Below are 15739 nucleotides of genomic sequence, written 5' to 3' on the forward strand. Positions count from 1 at the left end.
GGAAAGGAAGACCCATGCCGTTGCGACTCCCCTTGCTGTGTTCGCTGCTCCTGGCGGCCGCCGCCGTGCCGCTCGACGCCGAGGCGGCCTGCAATGCCACCTTCAACCGGGACCTGGCCTGGCGCTACGCCCCGGTGCACCACCAGGACGCCGATTCCACGAAGTACCGCGCGGACATGCTGTCGCGGATCGACTTCGACGGGGATTGGATCCTGAACGACAACTGGGAGGCGGCCGATGCGCTGACCAGCAACCCGCTCCCGTACGTGTACTACAGCGTCACGAGCACGCCGACGCACTGGTACATCCTGTACGCCGTCTACCACCCGCAGGACTGGTCGGACACGGTGTTCGACACGGAGCACGAGAACGATCTGGAGGGGCTGCTGCTCACCGTTTACCGGGATGGCACCCAGTACGGCCAGCTGGAGGGTGCCGTCACCGTCGCGCACACGGACCACTACAGCTACACGGCGGGCGGCACGCACTTCTCCGCGAACGCCGAGGGCATCGACGGCTCGCTGCTGCTCTCGAGCGGCCATCCGATGACGTACCAGGAGGCGAAGGGGCACGGGCTGTATGCCTACGGGGGCAGCCACGTCCAGGACGGTGACGGCATCTGGTATTACCCCTCCAAGCCCTGGCTCGGGTACGAGACGGCCACCGCTCCCGCGACGCCTTCCAGCGCCAACTCCCAGCCGGCGGCCTACTACCAGCTCATCGACATCTTCGCGGCCGGGGGGCTGTGGGATCACCGCTTCGACACCAGCACCTTCGCCAACTTCGGAACCTTCCGGGGTGACGACGGAGGCACCTGTGGCGACGGCGCGAGCTGCTCCAGCAACTCGGCCAATGCGCCGTGGGGTTGGGACGACAAGGATGACGGGCCGGTCTTCCCGGGCGAGCTGACGTTCGATCCCGCGCATCTGGTGAGCCGTTACTTCAAGACCACCACCAGCTTCTCGCGCGACTTCGACTGCAATCCCTACGCGGTGGAGATCACCCTCAACTCGCTCTACATCGCCTCCAACCAGGACGGCAGCGGCGACCTGTCCGACCCCTACTTCAACTTCTTCTTCAGCGACGGCAAGGGCGCGGACTCCCACGAGGGCTACACGGAAGGCATTGTCGATGGCGACAGCGGTGCCCAGGTGTCGTGGGTCTGGCAGAACCCGCCCATGAACACCTGGCACAGCCTGGCCGGGCGGATGCCGCGCAACCGCTTCTATACGATCAAGACCCAGGCTCCCACGTTCCGCATCCGGGTGATGGATTGGGACTCGGACAGCGGAGACGAGTGGCTCATGTCCCCGGAGACGTACTTCTCGGAAAACGCCACGTCGGGCGCCTTCACCTACGATTTCGGCCGGAGCAGGCTCTCGGTCACACTGGTGAACGCGCCCGGGCGCTGAGCGGAGCCGGGAGCTGTTCGGCCGGCTGCTGCTGGGCAGCTTCAAGAAGGCCATCATCTCGGACCTGGAGGCGATGGCGAGCTACATCAAGGGCTCGAAGAAGGCCTGACCTGAGCCATCGCGTGGCTATGGCGCACGCTTCAACCAGAACTTGCGCCCGTTGCTCCTCAGTGCCTGCTCCAGGAACTCCGAGAAGGAACCCGCGAGCTGACCGCACTGCTTCGGGTCGGGCCATGCTTCGTGCCAGCCGTCGATGAGCGGATAACGGCCGTCTTCCTGCCGGCCTGCATCCACCACCACGTAATCACCGTCCTGCACGTAGCAGAGGGCATAGGCCGAGGCCGGACCCCACCGGTCGTCATCCTCGTCGTAGATGGCCATCCGTGCCCGGATGATCTCGGACAAGGGGAGGATGCGGTAGGGGCAACCCGGTCGTTGTTTGAACAGCTCCGCCCCGTTGCAATGCAGGTAGAAGGCCCGCAGGTCCGCGTCCAATCTCCAACCCACCCTCTGTTCGAACTCCTCGATCTCCCCAGGAGTCGCTGGGGGATACGGGAAGTGGTCGCGTGAGACCTCTTCGAGCAGTTGGCGCATGGACGAGGCCATCGTCAGGTGTCCGTGTAGGGCAGGTCGGGCCCTGCTGTATTCCAGGGCGGCTGGCCGCTGTAGCAGGCGGGATACGCCTTGTTGAAGGCCTTATGCACACCCGGCTGCGCGGGAATGATGTTGTTGGGGTCGATCGGATTGCCACCGTGCTTGAGATCGTGAATGTGGTGCCCTGGCCAATTGTCCCCGTTCTCCAAGGGCCACTTCCCGAACCTCTTTGACCAGTCGTCCCGGAACGAGTCCCTGAAGCCGTCCCACTGGGCGCGCTGGGTCTCGTTCTTTTCCTTCGACAACTCAGGGTAGTCACAGCAGCAGTGCCAGATGCCGTAGCGGCTACCGGCTTTGACGGGAACAGGCAAGGCGACGAGGCTTCCCTCCCAATCCAGCTTGAGGTCAGCCAGCCACATACAGCCCATGAGTTGGTGGCCCTTCTGGGCGCACTCCTGCTGGCAGCTCCGCATGAACTGCTGCCTGCACTGCCACGGGCCATAGAAGAGGGTGGTCTTCATGCGCCCGCCCGGCACCGTCAGCCAGGGCAGTTCCTTCTTCGTCGCGGGTTGAACCCCGGGTGATGGCGAGGCACCAGCCCCGCCCGCTCCTTGTGCCGTCCCACACGTGGCCAGGAGCACCAGTAACAGTGCCATCCGGCCCTGCCTCATTGGGGCTTCGCTCCAGTCGCCCGCTTGCGGCGCTCCACGAGCACCGCGAGCCCGAGCACCGCCAGGGTGGCAAGGGAGATGCTCGCCCCGAGCACCAGCCGCGGAGTGCGGTAGGTGAAGGAGACGCGGTGGGTGCCCGCGGGGACTCGCACGCCCCGCACCGCGATGTTGGCCGGCAGGAGGGGGGTGGGCTGCCCGTCCAGGGTGGCGCTCCACCCGTCGTAGAAGGCGTCGTTGAGCACCAGGGCCGACGGCGCGCGTGCGTCCACCTCGAGCTCCACGGACTCCGGCGCGTAGTGGATGATGCGCACCTGGCCGGGCTCTCCGGGGGAGGGCGGTGCCTCGTCGCGCGGGGTGCCGGGTGGGCACTCCAACACGGCCTGTTGTCCGGGGCGGAAGGAGCGTGAGAGGACGAGGGCGCGCGCGGCGCTCTCATCCGGCACGCAGACGGGCGTGGCCAGGTAGGCGCGAGGCAGCGTCTTGGGATTGCCCAGCAGCACCACCCCCGTTCCCACGCGGGGATCCTCGGCGAGGATGACGTCCCGGTTGCCAGAGGCCTCCTGGTAGGCGCGTGCCTCCAGGGTGAGGTAGCGCACGTGGTAGAGGCCGGAGAGACGGCCCAGCCAGAGGTTGGAGGAGTCGGGCGAGTAGAGCAGCCCGGCCATGCGCCGGGAGGCAGCGGGAAGGTAGGGCCCGGCACTCTCCAGGTGCCAGAGCGCGGGCGTGTCCGGCGCGAGCCCCGCGGCGTAGTTGAGGGACATGAGGTCCACGGGATGGAGGCCCTCGGGCACGTGGCGCGGTGAGAGATCATTCGCGCCCCCGAAGACCCGCGGCCGCACCGGGCCCGCCTCCGCCTCCCGTTTCAGGATGAGCTCCACGAAGGGGGTGGGCTGCTCCAGCACGTCCGTGTAGGTCACGTGGTAGGTGCCCTCGTTGGCCAGGTAGAGGACGGCGAACTGGAGCCCGAGGATGGCCGCCACGCATTGCGCCGGGGGGAGGGTCCGCGCCAGCACCGCGCCCATCAGCGCGAGCGTGACGGCGCCCACCCCGGCGGCCTGGATGAAGTTGCCGTGCAGCACCTGCAAGGTGAGCGGGTCCGCCTTCTCCCAGAGGGAGTGGATCACCCCGCCCGAGAACAGCCGCAGTTGCCACTCGCCCAGCGCGAGCAGCCCGCAGACCCCCGCGAGGACGAACCCGGCCCGGCCGAAACGCCGTGCCACGGCGGGGTCGCGCAGGACGGCCTCCATCCCGGCGCCAGCACCGAGGGCGAGCGGAAACAGGATGTAGGGCAGCAGCTTCTCCGGGTAGCGGAAGGCGTTCCAGAGGGGAATCCACTCGTAGAACCAGCGGTACAGCGGCAGCTGGTGCGCCATCGTCAGGGCGAGCAGCGCGAGCGTGACGCCGGACACCTTCCAGGTCAGCGGGTGGCGCCGCCAGTGCCACAGGGCGCCTCCCAGCAGCAGCACGGCCGGGAGCCCCATGTACACCGAGGACACCCAGAAGCCCCCCATGCCCGTCTTGAACAGCTCATCGGCCATGACGCTCGAGGCCGCCGTCCCCGACTCCGGATCGAGGAAGAGCGCTCCGAAGGCGAGCTCGAGCAGCCGCAGGGGATGGAAGGAGAAGAAGGTGGCCCACTGGAGTGTCGGAGCGCTGGGCCAGGCGTTCTTCACCGTGGTGAGGACGGGGAGGATCTGCACCGCGGACAGCAGCGCGCCGAGCACGATGAGCAGGCCGGCCCGGGGGGCCATCCGCAGCGCGCCCGCGCGGTCCGGGCGCAGCAGCACGAGCACCAGCAGCATGCCGTTGCACATCGCGAAGCTCTGGGCGTCACCGCTGAGGAGGACCAGGCTCAGCGGGAGGGCGGCGGCGGCGGCGCGGCCCACGGAGGGCTGGCGCAGGAAGCGCTCGGCGCCCCAGAGGGCCCAGGGAAACGTGCTGGCCGCCATGAGGTAGAGCAGGTTGTTGCTGATGCCCACCATGTAGCCGCACAGCGCGTAGGTGAGCCCCGAGAGCAGCGCCGCCCCCAGGCCCAGGCCCCAGAGGCGGGCGAACAGGTACGTGCCGCCCAGCGCCGCTACGTAAGAGAGCAGGGTGATGAGCTTGAGCGCCGTCCCCACCGGCAGCAGCAGGTAGAGCAGGTTGGCCGGGTGGAACGCCCCGGAGATGAGCATGCCCGGGTAGGGCTGCCCCAGCGCGTTGTACGGGTACCAGTCCGGGAACTGGAGCTGCGACACCCGCTCGGCCCAGTACTGCTTGAGCGGGTAGTAGACGCGGAGGATGTCGCGCGAGGCGAAGATCTTCTCCGAGAAGGCCGCCCGGTGGAAATACAGCAAGGGGAGGGCGAAGGCGGCGGCCACCACCGCGATGCGGGCTCTGGCCTGCTGGGAGAGGGGCATGGCTTCGAGGTGGTGGTTTGCTCCGCCCGGTTCCTCCCGGCTCACGAGGCGAGTGCCCGGGCCTCCCCCTGCGTCCCATGGGCCCCAAGGCTCTCTCGGCGGTGCACCCGCACGTTGAATTTGCTGACCTGCAAGGTGAGCATCGGCTGCGGCTTCATGTCCTGCCCCGGGAGCAGCTCGAAGCGCACCCGCTGCATCATCAGGCCCATCAGCAGGGTGGCCTCGAGCATGGCGAAGTGGTTGCCGATGCACACGTTCGGCCCGCCCCCGAAGGGCATGAAGGCATGGCGTGGACGCTGCTTCTCCTGCTCGGGGCTGAAGCGCTCGGGACGGAAGCGCTCGGGCTCGGGGTAGAACTCCTCGTTGCGGTGGAGCACATAGGGGGAGAGCAGCAGGGAGTCGCCCTTGGCCAGCGCATAGCCTTCGAGCTCCACGTCCTTGAGCACCGTGCGTCCCTGCAGGTGCGAGGGCGGATACATCCGCAGCGTCTCCTTCAACACCTGCTGCATGAAGGGCAGCTGCTTGACGTCCTCGGACGTCGGCATCCGCCCTCCCAGGACGGTGTCCACCTCGTGCTGGAGCTTCTCGTACACCTCGGGGTGCTGCAGGAGCAGGGACCACACCCAGCTCAGGAACGTCGCCGTCGTCTCGTGGCCCGCCGAGAAGAGGGTCACGCAGTGATCCCGGAGCTGCTCCTCGTCCAGTCCGCAGCCATCCTCATCCCGGTGCGCGAGCATCATCGAGAGCAGATCGCCGCTGTCCTGTCCGCTGCGGCGCCGCTCGGCGATCAACTCCTTCATCCGGCGCGACAGCAGCGCGAGGGCCTGGCGCGTGCGGCGGTTGCGCGAGGTGGGCCAGGACAAGGGGAGGGCCAGCGGATTGCCGGTCAGGTACTCCGCATGTTTGATGCACGTCGAGACCGCCTCACTCAGGTCCGAGGCCTCGTGCTTGAAGTCCACCCCGAAGAGCGTCTTGCCCACGACGCGCAGGGTGAGGTGCATCATCTCCTCGGTGACGCAGAGCAGCTGCCCGTCACTCCAGCCCTCCACGGTGTCGGCCCCCAGCTGCGTCATTCCCTTGTCGAGGCTCGCGACGCGGCGGGGCTGGAAGACGGGCGCCATCAGCCGCCGCTGTTCCCGGTGCGGCGCGCCGTGCAGCAGCAGCAGGCTGTTGGGCCCGAACAGGGGCCGCAGGTGGCGGACGATCTCGCTCGGCGCGAAGAGCTCACCGTGGCCCGCGAAGACGGCGGAGAACATGGCGGGCGAGGAGACGATGTGGAAGCGCGCGGGCCCGAGGCGGATGGTGCCAATGTCCGGGCACTCCCGGGCCACCCTCATGAAGAAGGAGAGCTGCTGCGAGGTGAATTCACGGAGACTGCCTAGCGGCAGCGGCTCGTCTTTGAGGCGGGGGATGGACTTGGGGGCGGGGGGGGCGGACACGCTTGGAACTCCTGGCAGACGATGACGCCCCATGACGATAGATCGGATGGGGGCGGACCAGCCACGTACGCGGCACGGCGAGCAGGCGAGGGAGCGAGCGGAGGAGGGCAGCTCACGTGACGGGTCGAGCCGCCCTTCCCGGTGGGCTCAGCCCACTCCGACCAGCTCGGCGCTCATGCGCCACAGCTTCTCCGCGGCGGCGTCATCCTGGGCCGCCTTGGACTCGCGGGCGACCTTGCACTTGGCGAAGTACTTCGCCGTCACGCCCTCCACCTCGGGCGCGGAGGCCAGGTACACCGAGGTGCGGGCGCCCCCCTCGGCCGAGAGCATGAAGGGCGAGGCCAGCTTCACCAGGTGCTTGAAGAAGCCCTCGGAGTTGTGGCCGAAACCGGTGCGTACCACTCCCGGGTGCAGGCTGTTGCTGGTCACCTTCGTGCCCGTCAGCCGCTTCGCCAGGGCGCGCGAGAAGAGGATGTTGGCCAGCTTCGAGCTGCTGTAGACCTGGGTGCCGCTGTAGCTGCCCCGCTCGGCCTGCGGATCGTCGAGGAAGTCGAGCGAGACGAAGCGGTGGCCCTCGGAGGCGACGTTCACCACGCGCGCCGCGCCACTGGACTTGAGCATGTCCAGCAGCAGGTTCGTCAGCAGGAAGTGCGCGAGGTGGTTGGTGGCGAAGGTGGCCTCGAAGCCATCCGCCGTCACCTTGCGCCGGTCGAGGATGAGGCCCGCGTTGTTGAGCAGCACGTCCAGCCGCGAGTACCTGGCCTGGAAGTCGCTGACCAGTTGGCGGACCGAGGCCATCGAGGTGAGATCCGCGAGCAGCAGATCCAACTTCGCGTCCGGGACGGTACGGCGCACCTCGGCGAGCGCGGCCTCTCCGCGGCCCTTGTCACGTCCCGACAGCACCACCGTGGCCCCCTGGCGCGCGAGCGCCCGGGCCGACTCCAATCCGATGCCCGAGGTGGCTCCGGTGATGAAACAGATCTTCCCTTCCATGGTTCCCGGCGTCATCGCAGTATGGCCCTCCAGCGTTGGGGGGCGTTTATAGTCCACCCGGAGGCCCACGCCCATCCTGGGGGAGCCAATCCTGACACGGGCGGTCAAGTAGACATTTCGCCGCCCCGTATGCGATTTCTCAGGTGCCTCTCCTCACAAAGGGCATTTCATTCATGGCACGTACCCTTCGTCTCAATGAGCTCGCGACGGATATCTATCCTGCCTCCTGGTATGCCGTTACACCGGCCCGGCAGCTTCCTCGTGGAGGAATCCAGGAGTTGGATATCTGTGGGCGCACCCTGGTGATCTTCCGCACGAAGAGCGGCGAGCTCGGTGCCATGGATCGCTATTGCCCGCACATGGGCGCTTCGCTGGCTTGCGGCAAGGTGCAGGGCGAGCGGATCGTCTGCCCGTTCCACGCGTGGGAGTTCTCCACCTCCGGCGACTGTGCGACCATTCCCTATCTCAAGGAGGGGGCGCGCATCCCGCCCACGGCGCGCATCCCCACCGTCCCCGTGATCGAGCACCTGGGGTGGATCTGGGTGTACCACGGGGAGAAGCCCTCCCACGGGCTACCGGACGTGCCGGAGATGAGGGATCCCTCGTGGGGCGTCGTGCACAAGTCGCAGCTCTTCGAGACGCACGCGCTCAACACCGTGGAGAACGGCGCGGACCCGGAGCACTTCCGCTACATCCACAAGGTGGACTTCGCGAGTTACAACGTGGAGGTGTTCGTGCGCGAGCCACACCGGCTGGCCTTCCACCTCGATCAGACGCTCCACGATGGGACGCAGCTGCGCACCACCATCGATTACGCGGGCGCGGCCACCATCTTTGGTTCGCTGTACATGAATGGGAAGCTCGAGGTGCGCTTCATCGCCGCGCCCCTGCCGCACGGACCCAAGCTCACCCTCTTCCACCTCATCGTGGCCACCCCGAAGCTCCCCCTGCCGCTGCGTCCGTTGGACGGGCTGGTGCGGCGTTACGCCGCCCTGCGGCTCTTCAATGGCGCCACGGACGACTACCTCCCGGTGTGGAAGAAGATGAATCCCTCGCGGCGCCGGGTGCTGGTGGCCGAGGATCGTCTCCAGCAGGAGTACCGCCGCTACTGGCTGGCCCACATCGAGGGCGCCATCGCTGTCGCCGGAGAAGCCGCGGAGGCCGAGGCGCCCGCGACGGACGCCGGCCCGCTCCGCCAGACGGGCACCTGAGCCCGGGCACACGCCAGCCCCGCCCGGGTCTGCCGGAGCGGGGCGCCGGTGCGTTTCACCGCTATTGACGGGTCTGGGTCGAGGTGCACTGATGACGGGGCTCCTCGCGCCAGGGCTCCCGGGAAAATTTCATGGAACGTCGTCGCTCACAGCGGATCGCGGTCAACCTCGAGGTGGAGTTCAGCGTCACGGATGACGCGCCGCGCTCGGTCCTTCAAGCCGACCCCAAGGACGACCAGATCGAGCGGGTGACCTTCCCCACGGATGGCGCCGGTGAGTTCTACGAGGCCCGCATCTTGGACCTCTCGGTGAATGGTGCCCGCCTGAGCTCGCGGATGCAGCCGGCCCTCCTGTCGCGTTTGGGCCTCTCGTTCAGCTTCGCGGAGTTCAAACACGTGCAGGCCACGGCGCTGGTCATGTGGCGCACCGCCGGTGCTTCGCCCGAAGGCGAATACGGCTTCGGGGTCCTGTTCGAGGCGATCCCGGTGGACGTGCGCGTGAGCATCCACAAGGCCATCACCGCGCCCAAGGAGTAGGTCCGGTGGGGCGCAGGCGCGAAGCACGTGGCTCGAAACCTCGCAAGGTGCCCGTGCTCGCACGGATGCCCTCCAAGCGCTAGAGCCCGCTCGGGTGCACCTTCAGTGGAAAGTTATGCGTCGCGGAGAGCGGCAAGCCGCTCGTGGGGACGGGATTGCCCCGATCTGGCGGCTTCTTTTCCTGAAACAAGTGCACTGCTAGAGTCCACACGGAACTTTCCGTAGGACGGAGTAGAAATCTTGAATCTTGCGAGACGGCCACCCCGAACCCTTCCAAGTGGGTTGGCGCTCCCACTAGACTCTTCCATCTGACCGCACATGCCAGGTCGCGATCTCAGCTTCGGCTCCTGCTCCCCGCGAGCCGCCTCGGCCCACCGGATGGCCGCTCTCCTCCGTTTTGTCCCTCCTCCTTCCGCTCGTCCCGCCCATGACCGTTCAGTGACGCCGTCGTCTGACGTCACCGATGGAGCCTGATTGCCATGCCCTCTCTTGAGCAGGCTGAATTCAAGAAGTTGATCAAGCAGCTGATCAACGCCCCCAACTCGACCGCCTTCGTCGTCGTCCCGGCCATGGTGTACCTGATCGGGCTCATCACCGGGCTCAACCGGGATGAGGGCATGTGGACCGTGAAGTTCGTGGTGCCCGTGACGTTCGCCATCATCTCGGGTGTGCTCAATCAGCTGGTCTACGGCCATCTGGTGCGCAAGGCGTTCGCCGAGAACCAGGGCGAGCACGCCAGTGCCCGGCTGGAGCGGATCATGGTGCTGCCGCGGCAGCTCGAGGTGGTGACCTTCCTCTTGTCGTCGCTGTCCATCCTGACCGTGACGGCCGTGCCGGCGATCCACTTCAACAAGAGCCTGTGGGTGATTCCCTGGTCGCTGGGCGTCAACGGCCTGCTGGTCGCGCTGCTGATGCTCCAGGTCCGGCCGAGCTGGGAGCGCATCATCCGCCCCTACGCCCTCGAGGAGTTCCACCGCAACCCCGAGGCCATTCCCCAGGGCTCCGGCTTCTTCTGGATCCGCCAGCGCTGGTACCTGCCGTACGCCTTCGGCATCTTCGTGGCCAGCGCGCTGGCCACGGTGTCGACCGTGCTCGTGCGCGAGGGCTACAACAACTACATGCACATGCGTGGGCAGGTGACGGGCCAGTTGAGCGGCGAGCAGTTCCTGGCCCTGCTCGACGGCACCGTGGCGAAGATGAGCAAGGACTCGCTGCTGCCCATCTCCCTGCTGGGAACCTACCTGCTGGTGAGCGCGGCGGTCGCCGCGTGGCAGCTCTCCAAGTACCAGTCCGAGGGCGCCCGGAGCGTGCAGATCACCGTGGAGGCCCTGGCCTCGGGTGATCCCAAGCTGCCCGAGTGGGTGTCCACCGACGAGGTGGGCGATCTGGCCGCGGCCACCGCCAAGGCGTTCGGCCGGCTCAAGGCCTTCTCCGTGTCGCTGGGTGAGTCCGCCCATGCGCTGCGGCGTTCCGCCGAGCAGCTGGGGTCGTCCACCAACAAGCAGACCGAGGCGCTGACCCATCAGGCCACCGCCCTCCAGGAGACGCAGGTCACCGCCCAGGAGATCAAGCAGACCTCCGCCCTCACCGCCCAGAAGGCCGAGGGCATCCTGCAGCAGACGGAGAAGGCCGACGAGATCAGCCGCGCGGGCGAGGCCGCCATCCAGCACAGCCTCAACGGCCTGCAGGAGATCGCCGAGCAGGTGAAGGAGATGGCCCGGCAGATCCGCAGCCTGGATCAGCGCACGCGGCAGATCGCCAGCATCACCACCACGGTGAAGGACCTGGCCGACCAGTCCAACATGCTGGCCCTCAACGCCGCCATCGAGGCCGTGCGTTCGGGTGAGCACGGCAAGGGGTTCGGCGTGGTGGCGCGCGAGATCCGCACGCTGGCGGATCAGTCCATCCGCGCCACCAACAACGTCCGCTCCATCCTCCAGGACATCAGCTCGGCCATCCGCTCCACCGTGAGCATGTCGGAGAAGGGCGCGGAGAAGGTGGAGAGCAGCCTCGTGCAGGTGCGCGAGTTCGGCAACAACATCCGGGACCTGTCGGGCATCGTGCGCGAGAACGCGGCCTCCGTGCGGCAGATCACCGCGGCGGTGACGCAGCAGAACACGGGCATCACCCAGATCTTCCAGGCGGTGAATGACCTGTCGCGGCTCATGGATCAGACGATGGTGCAGCTGCGCACCTCGGATGAGGCCCTGGAGCTGGTGCGCAACGTGACGGACAAGGTGGCCGCCATGTCGACGGGTGACGCCACCCGCGCGACCTCGCCCGGCATCTCCGGGAACGCGACGCCGTCCGTCTGAATCCGCCGGTATTCCCCTCTCCCCCGGGGCCCCATGTCCTCCCAGAAAGCGAGCACCCCTCGGAGCAAGTTCCTCTCCAGTCTGCCCGAGGAGGTGCTTGCCCGCGTCTTCGCACGCAAGAGTGAGCTGGAGGGCCCGCTGGGGGAGTGGGCCGCGCGCCATCCCCAGCTCATGCGGGCCGTCCGGGTGCCTCAGCTCAGCCTGACGCTCGTCGCCGCGGCTCCCTTCCTCGGCGTGCGCGAGCTGATGCCCGGCGCCTGCCTGTCCATGTGGCTCTTCGCCGTGGACGATCTGCTCGATGAGGGGGCCCTCACGGCCGAGCAGTCCCGTGAGGTGTGGGCCACGCTCGAGCAGGGTCCCTCCCTGCTCCGGAGCGGCTCGGAGCCCGGCGCCGACAAGCCCCTGCTCACGGCCTTGTGGGACATCCGCCGGCAGCTCGAGCAGTTGCCCGAGGGGAGCTTCCCCACCTCCCTTCGCGAGAGCCTGGCCGGCTCGCTCGAGTCCTCGCTGCGGGGCATGCGCTTCGAGCACGAGTGGAACGTGGCGCGGCCGCTGCCTTCGCTCTCCAGGTACTTCGACGAGTCCCTGCACAGCGTGGGGGTCCTGCCCGTCTACATGTGCATGCTCGCGGCGATGCGCGCCGCCGAGCCGCCGTCACGCCTGCCGCAGCTTTTGGTGCAGGGGCGGCGGGCCGCCCTGAAGATCCGCCTCGCCAATGACCTCCGGACCTACGAGCGGGAGCTGTCCGAGGGGAAGCTCAACGCCATCCGCATCCTCCAGCACGACATCCTCCAGGAGGAGAAGCTCGAGGAGGCGGAGGCCCTGGAGGAGGCCCGTCTGACGCTGAAGGCGTGGCTCGCGCTCGGCATGCCTCCCCAGGCGGGAGCGGAGCTTCCGGAGCGTGTCTCCAGCCGGGCGAAGCGGTGGCTGGACCGGCTCCCCAAGGACTTCGTGGAGGGGGAGGGGGCCGCGGTCGCGGCTCCCGCGTCCGCTGGCAACTCGAGGCCCGAGCACTACGCCACGAACCTCACGGCGTTCGTCTGTGACTATTACGCCCACCACGACTACCACCACCCCCTCAACGAAACAGGATGGAATGACATCGATGCGCGCACACCTCGCTCCTGAGCTGAACTTGACGGCGGAACAGATGGGACTGTCGCGTGCCGCGGAAATCATCCTGGCTGACCTGCGTGGCCTGATCGCCGATCTGGGCAAGGATGGCGGTCTGGCGAACGGCTCCGTCTACGACACCGCCATGGTGGTGCGCCTGGCTCCTCCCGAGGAGGGGACCGAGGCGGCGGTGGAGTGGCTGCTGCGGCAGCAGCACGCCGATGGGGGCTGGGACAACCCGAAGGTGCTGCGCGCGCGCGACATGCCGACGCTCGCCGCCGTGCTCGCCCTGCACGTGCGTGGCAAGGACGAGCGGACCCGCAAGGCCGTGGAGCGCGGGTTGGAGTTCATCCGGCAGCAGCGTCCCTATTGGACCGTGCTGCCCGAGGACCTGCTCGTGGGCGTGGAGATGAACCTGCCGCGCCTGCTGGAAGACGCCGTGGCCCTGGGCCTGGACGTCCCGGTGGACCAGTACGCCGCCGTCATCGAGGACGGGAAGCGGCGCCGCAAGAAGCTCAGCCAGTTGAAGCAGGTGATGCCGCTGCACTTCGGCACTCCGCCGGCCCTCACGTTCGATGGCTGGGGCACGGAGCCGGAGGTGGCGTTGATGGATCCCGATGGAGGAGTGGGCCCGTGCCCCGCGGCCACCGCCGTCTGGATTCATACGGCCAAGGACCGTCCCGAGCTGAAGGAGCAGGTCGCCAAGGCGCGGCAGTACCTGAAGAACGCCGAGGCGGGAACCGATGCCCGTCTGCCCGGCGTGGTGCCCGCGACGTGGCGTATCGACTTCATGGAGCAGCAGTGGGGCCTGTTCGCGCTGCTGTGTGCCGGCCTGCTGAAGCATCCGCTGCTGGCGGACGTGGTGAAGCCGCACCTGGACATGCTCGGCGCGGCGCTCACCCCGCGCGGCCTCGGCTTCACGAAGTACTTCATGCCGGATGGGGACTGCACCGCCGTCACCGCCGCGCTCCTCGAGGCCACGAACCGGCCCGTGGACATGGCGGTCGTCAAGCAGTTCGCGCGCGGGGAGCACTTCTACACCTATCCCCAGGAGACCCATCCCTCGCTGACCACCACCGCCCATGCGGCGATGGCGCTGAACATCGCCGGTGAGGACACGTCCCACTGGGTCAGCGAGATGCTGAAGCTGCAGTCCTCGGACGGCCGCTGGCTCATCGACAAGTGGCAGACGTCCTGGCTCTACACGACGACCCACGTCATGTTGGCCATCCCCGATGCGGAGAAGATGCGCACCTCCATCAAGACCCTCCTGAGCCATCAGAAGGAGGATGGTGGCTGGGGTGCGAGCGATCACACCACCCGGGTGGAGACGGCCTTCGCGGTGCTCGCGCTCCACGCGCTGCGCGGCAAGGGGGTCGAGCAGGAAGCCATCCGGAGCGCCCTGGCGCGGGCCAACGGCTACCTGCAGCGCACCTACCAGCCCTTGGCCCCGAGCGAGGAGCCCATGTGGATCGGCAAGGCGCTGTACTGCCCCTTCCGCATGGACCGCGCCTTCGAGCTCAGCGCGATGCTGGCGTTGGCGCTCGGGGAGGGCTGAGCTTCACACGAGGCCCCGGCCTGGACCGGGGCCCGTGCGGCCCGTCACGTCACCACCGGACGTGCAGGGAATGGAAGCCTCGGAAGACGAGGCTCTCGGCCTTGATTTGCGGCGGCCGCTCCTCGTCCAGTCTCAGTCCGGGCATCCGCTGCAGGAGCACCTCGAGCCCGATCTCCAGCTCGCGCCGGGCCAGACCCGCGCCCAGGCAGTGGTGGGGTCCGAAGGAGAAGGCCACGTGCTTCTGCATCATCGAGTCGCGGGTGATGTCGAAGCGGTCCGGGTCGGTGAAGTTCTGCGGATCCCGGTTGGCGGCGGCGATCCCGAAGAAGACCATGTCCCCCTTGCGGATGTTGCGGCCGCGGATGGGGATGTCATCGGCGGCGATCCGGTAGTGGAAGGGCACCGCCGGGTGGTAGCGCAAGGACTCCTCCACGGCCGCCGGCAGAAGGCTCGGGTTGTTGCGCACCATCTGCAACTGCTCGGGGTGCGTCAGCAGATCCTCGACGAGGTTGCTGAGCTGGTCCGTGGTGGTCGTATGGCCGGCGATCAGCATGAGGATGGCGTTGGCCACCAGCTCCTCCATGGTCCCACCCTTGGGATCCTGGCGCTGGCCCTCCAGCATCCGGCTGATCAGGTCATGGCCCGGCGCCTGGAGGTGCTTCTCGGCCATCCCGGTCAGGAACTGGGCGAACTCCACGATGGCCTTGTTGGCCCGGCGGGCCACGTCCACTGGATCCCCGCCCATGGCCAGACTTCCGAGCTGGGCGATGGGGGCCGCCCAGGCCAGCAGTTGATCATGCTCCTCCGGCGGCAGCCCGAAGAGCTCGGCGATGACGCGCGGGGGAAACTCGTAGGAGATCTCCGTCGCCAGGTTCATCTGGCCCTGGTGATGCACCCGGTCCACCAGCGTCCTCATGGTGTTGCGGATGGCCGGCCGCCAGTTGTCGAGCGCCTGGGGCGTGAAGTTCGGGTTGGCCTGCCGGCGCATCCGGATGTGATCCCGGCCATCCTTCATGACCATCTGCCTGCGGACGATCTCGATGAACTCCTTGAGGATGTCCGGACCCAGGGCCTTGACCTGGTGCTCGAAGACGGCGACCCGGTCGGCGCTCATCCGCGAGTCGCGGAAGAAGTTCATCACGTCGTCGTAGCGCGTGAGGATCCAGGCATGCAGGGTGTCCGACCAATGCACCGGATCGTTGTCCCGTAGCTCCTTGTAGAAGGGATACGGGTTCAGGAGGTTCTCGGGGCTGACGGGGTTGCGGTCCCGCCCCGCGCTCGCCGTGTCCTTCTCTGCGGGTGTCGTCTCGGAGGTGCCCGATCCTGTCATGTGTCCGGACCGTAGTCTCAGTCAACTGACGTGTCGAGGAGTGATCGGCGGAAACGGGCCCCCGTGCCAGATGCTCCACATGGGTGGCTGCGACACAAGGCGTGGGAGCCCGGGAACACTCGACAGGTAGACCGCCAACCTCCCGAAGCGCTGGTGCTGACAATGGGC

12 protein-coding genes are annotated in these 15739 nt (G+C 67.7%); 6 read left to right on the forward strand and 6 right to left on the reverse strand.

Going from position 1 to position 15739, the window contains the following annotated elements; translation table 11 throughout:
- Positions 1–14: 14 nt before the first annotated feature.
- Positions 15–1412, forward strand: a complete 1398-nt coding sequence (locus NR798_RS17465; protein WP_375772612.1) for a hypothetical protein — start codon at positions 15–17, stop codon at positions 1410–1412.
- A gap of 126 nt (positions 1413–1538) precedes the next feature.
- Here the strand turns inward: NR798_RS17465 and NR798_RS17470 are convergent, their stop codons facing one another.
- The 5 genes from NR798_RS17470 to NR798_RS17490 form a co-directional block, all read right to left on the reverse strand.
- Positions 1539–2018, reverse strand: a complete 480-nt coding sequence (locus tag NR798_RS17470; RefSeq protein ID WP_375772613.1) for an SMI1/KNR4 family protein — start codon at positions 2016–2018, stop codon at positions 1539–1541.
- 2 nt (positions 2019–2020) lie between these two features.
- On the reverse strand, positions 2021–2662 hold the full coding sequence (locus NR798_RS17475; protein ID WP_375772614.1) for a hypothetical protein: 642 nt from the start codon (positions 2660–2662) through the stop codon (positions 2021–2023).
- Positions 2663–2673: 11 nt separating this feature from the next.
- The gene (locus NR798_RS17480; protein WP_375772615.1) at positions 2674–5076 is read right to left on the reverse strand and encodes a YfhO family protein; all 2403 of its coding nucleotides are present in this window, start codon (positions 5074–5076) and stop codon (positions 2674–2676) included.
- A 41-nt stretch (positions 5077–5117) separates the two neighbouring features.
- Positions 5118–6515 (reverse strand): cytochrome P450, encoded by a 1398-nt coding sequence (locus tag NR798_RS17485; protein ID WP_375772616.1) that lies wholly within the window; start codon positions 6513–6515, stop codon positions 5118–5120.
- 147 nt (positions 6516–6662) lie between these two features.
- Positions 6663–7523: an SDR family oxidoreductase gene (locus NR798_RS17490; protein ID WP_375772617.1), complete on the reverse strand. Its 861-nt coding sequence runs from the start codon at positions 7521–7523 to the stop codon at positions 6663–6665.
- Positions 7524–7681: 158 nt separating this feature from the next.
- Between NR798_RS17490 and NR798_RS17495 the strand changes: the two genes are divergently transcribed.
- From NR798_RS17495 to NR798_RS17515, 5 genes are all read left to right on the forward strand, one after another.
- Positions 7682–8719: a Rieske 2Fe-2S domain-containing protein gene (locus NR798_RS17495; protein ID WP_375772618.1), complete on the forward strand. Its 1038-nt coding sequence runs from the start codon at positions 7682–7684 to the stop codon at positions 8717–8719.
- A 131-nt stretch (positions 8720–8850) separates the two neighbouring features.
- Positions 8851–9255 (forward strand): PilZ domain-containing protein, encoded by a 405-nt coding sequence (locus NR798_RS17500; RefSeq protein ID WP_375772619.1) that lies wholly within the window; start codon positions 8851–8853, stop codon positions 9253–9255.
- 479 nt (positions 9256–9734) lie between these two features.
- Positions 9735–11570 carry a methyl-accepting chemotaxis protein gene (locus NR798_RS17505; RefSeq protein WP_375772620.1) on the forward strand — a complete coding sequence of 612 codons (1836 nt, stop codon included), beginning with the start codon at positions 9735–9737 and terminating at the stop codon, positions 11568–11570.
- A gap of 33 nt (positions 11571–11603) precedes the next feature.
- Positions 11604–12698 (forward strand): hypothetical protein, encoded by a 1095-nt coding sequence (locus NR798_RS17510; RefSeq protein ID WP_375772621.1) that lies wholly within the window; start codon positions 11604–11606, stop codon positions 12696–12698.
- Positions 12699–12720: 22 nt separating this feature from the next.
- Positions 12721–14241, forward strand: a complete 1521-nt coding sequence (locus NR798_RS17515; protein WP_375772622.1) for a prenyltransferase/squalene oxidase repeat-containing protein — start codon at positions 12721–12723, stop codon at positions 14239–14241.
- Positions 14242–14290: 49 nt separating this feature from the next.
- On the opposite strand, the gene NR798_RS17520 is transcribed toward NR798_RS17515, so the two are convergent.
- On the reverse strand, positions 14291–15571 hold the full coding sequence (locus tag NR798_RS17520; RefSeq protein ID WP_375772623.1) for a cytochrome P450: 1281 nt from the start codon (positions 15569–15571) through the stop codon (positions 14291–14293).
- Between the last annotated feature and the right edge of the window lie 168 nt (positions 15572–15739).

This window comes from Archangium gephyra (assembly GCF_042230915.1).
GTDB classification, from domain to species: Bacteria; Myxococcota; Myxococcia; order Myxococcales; family Myxococcaceae; genus Archangium; species Archangium gephyra_B.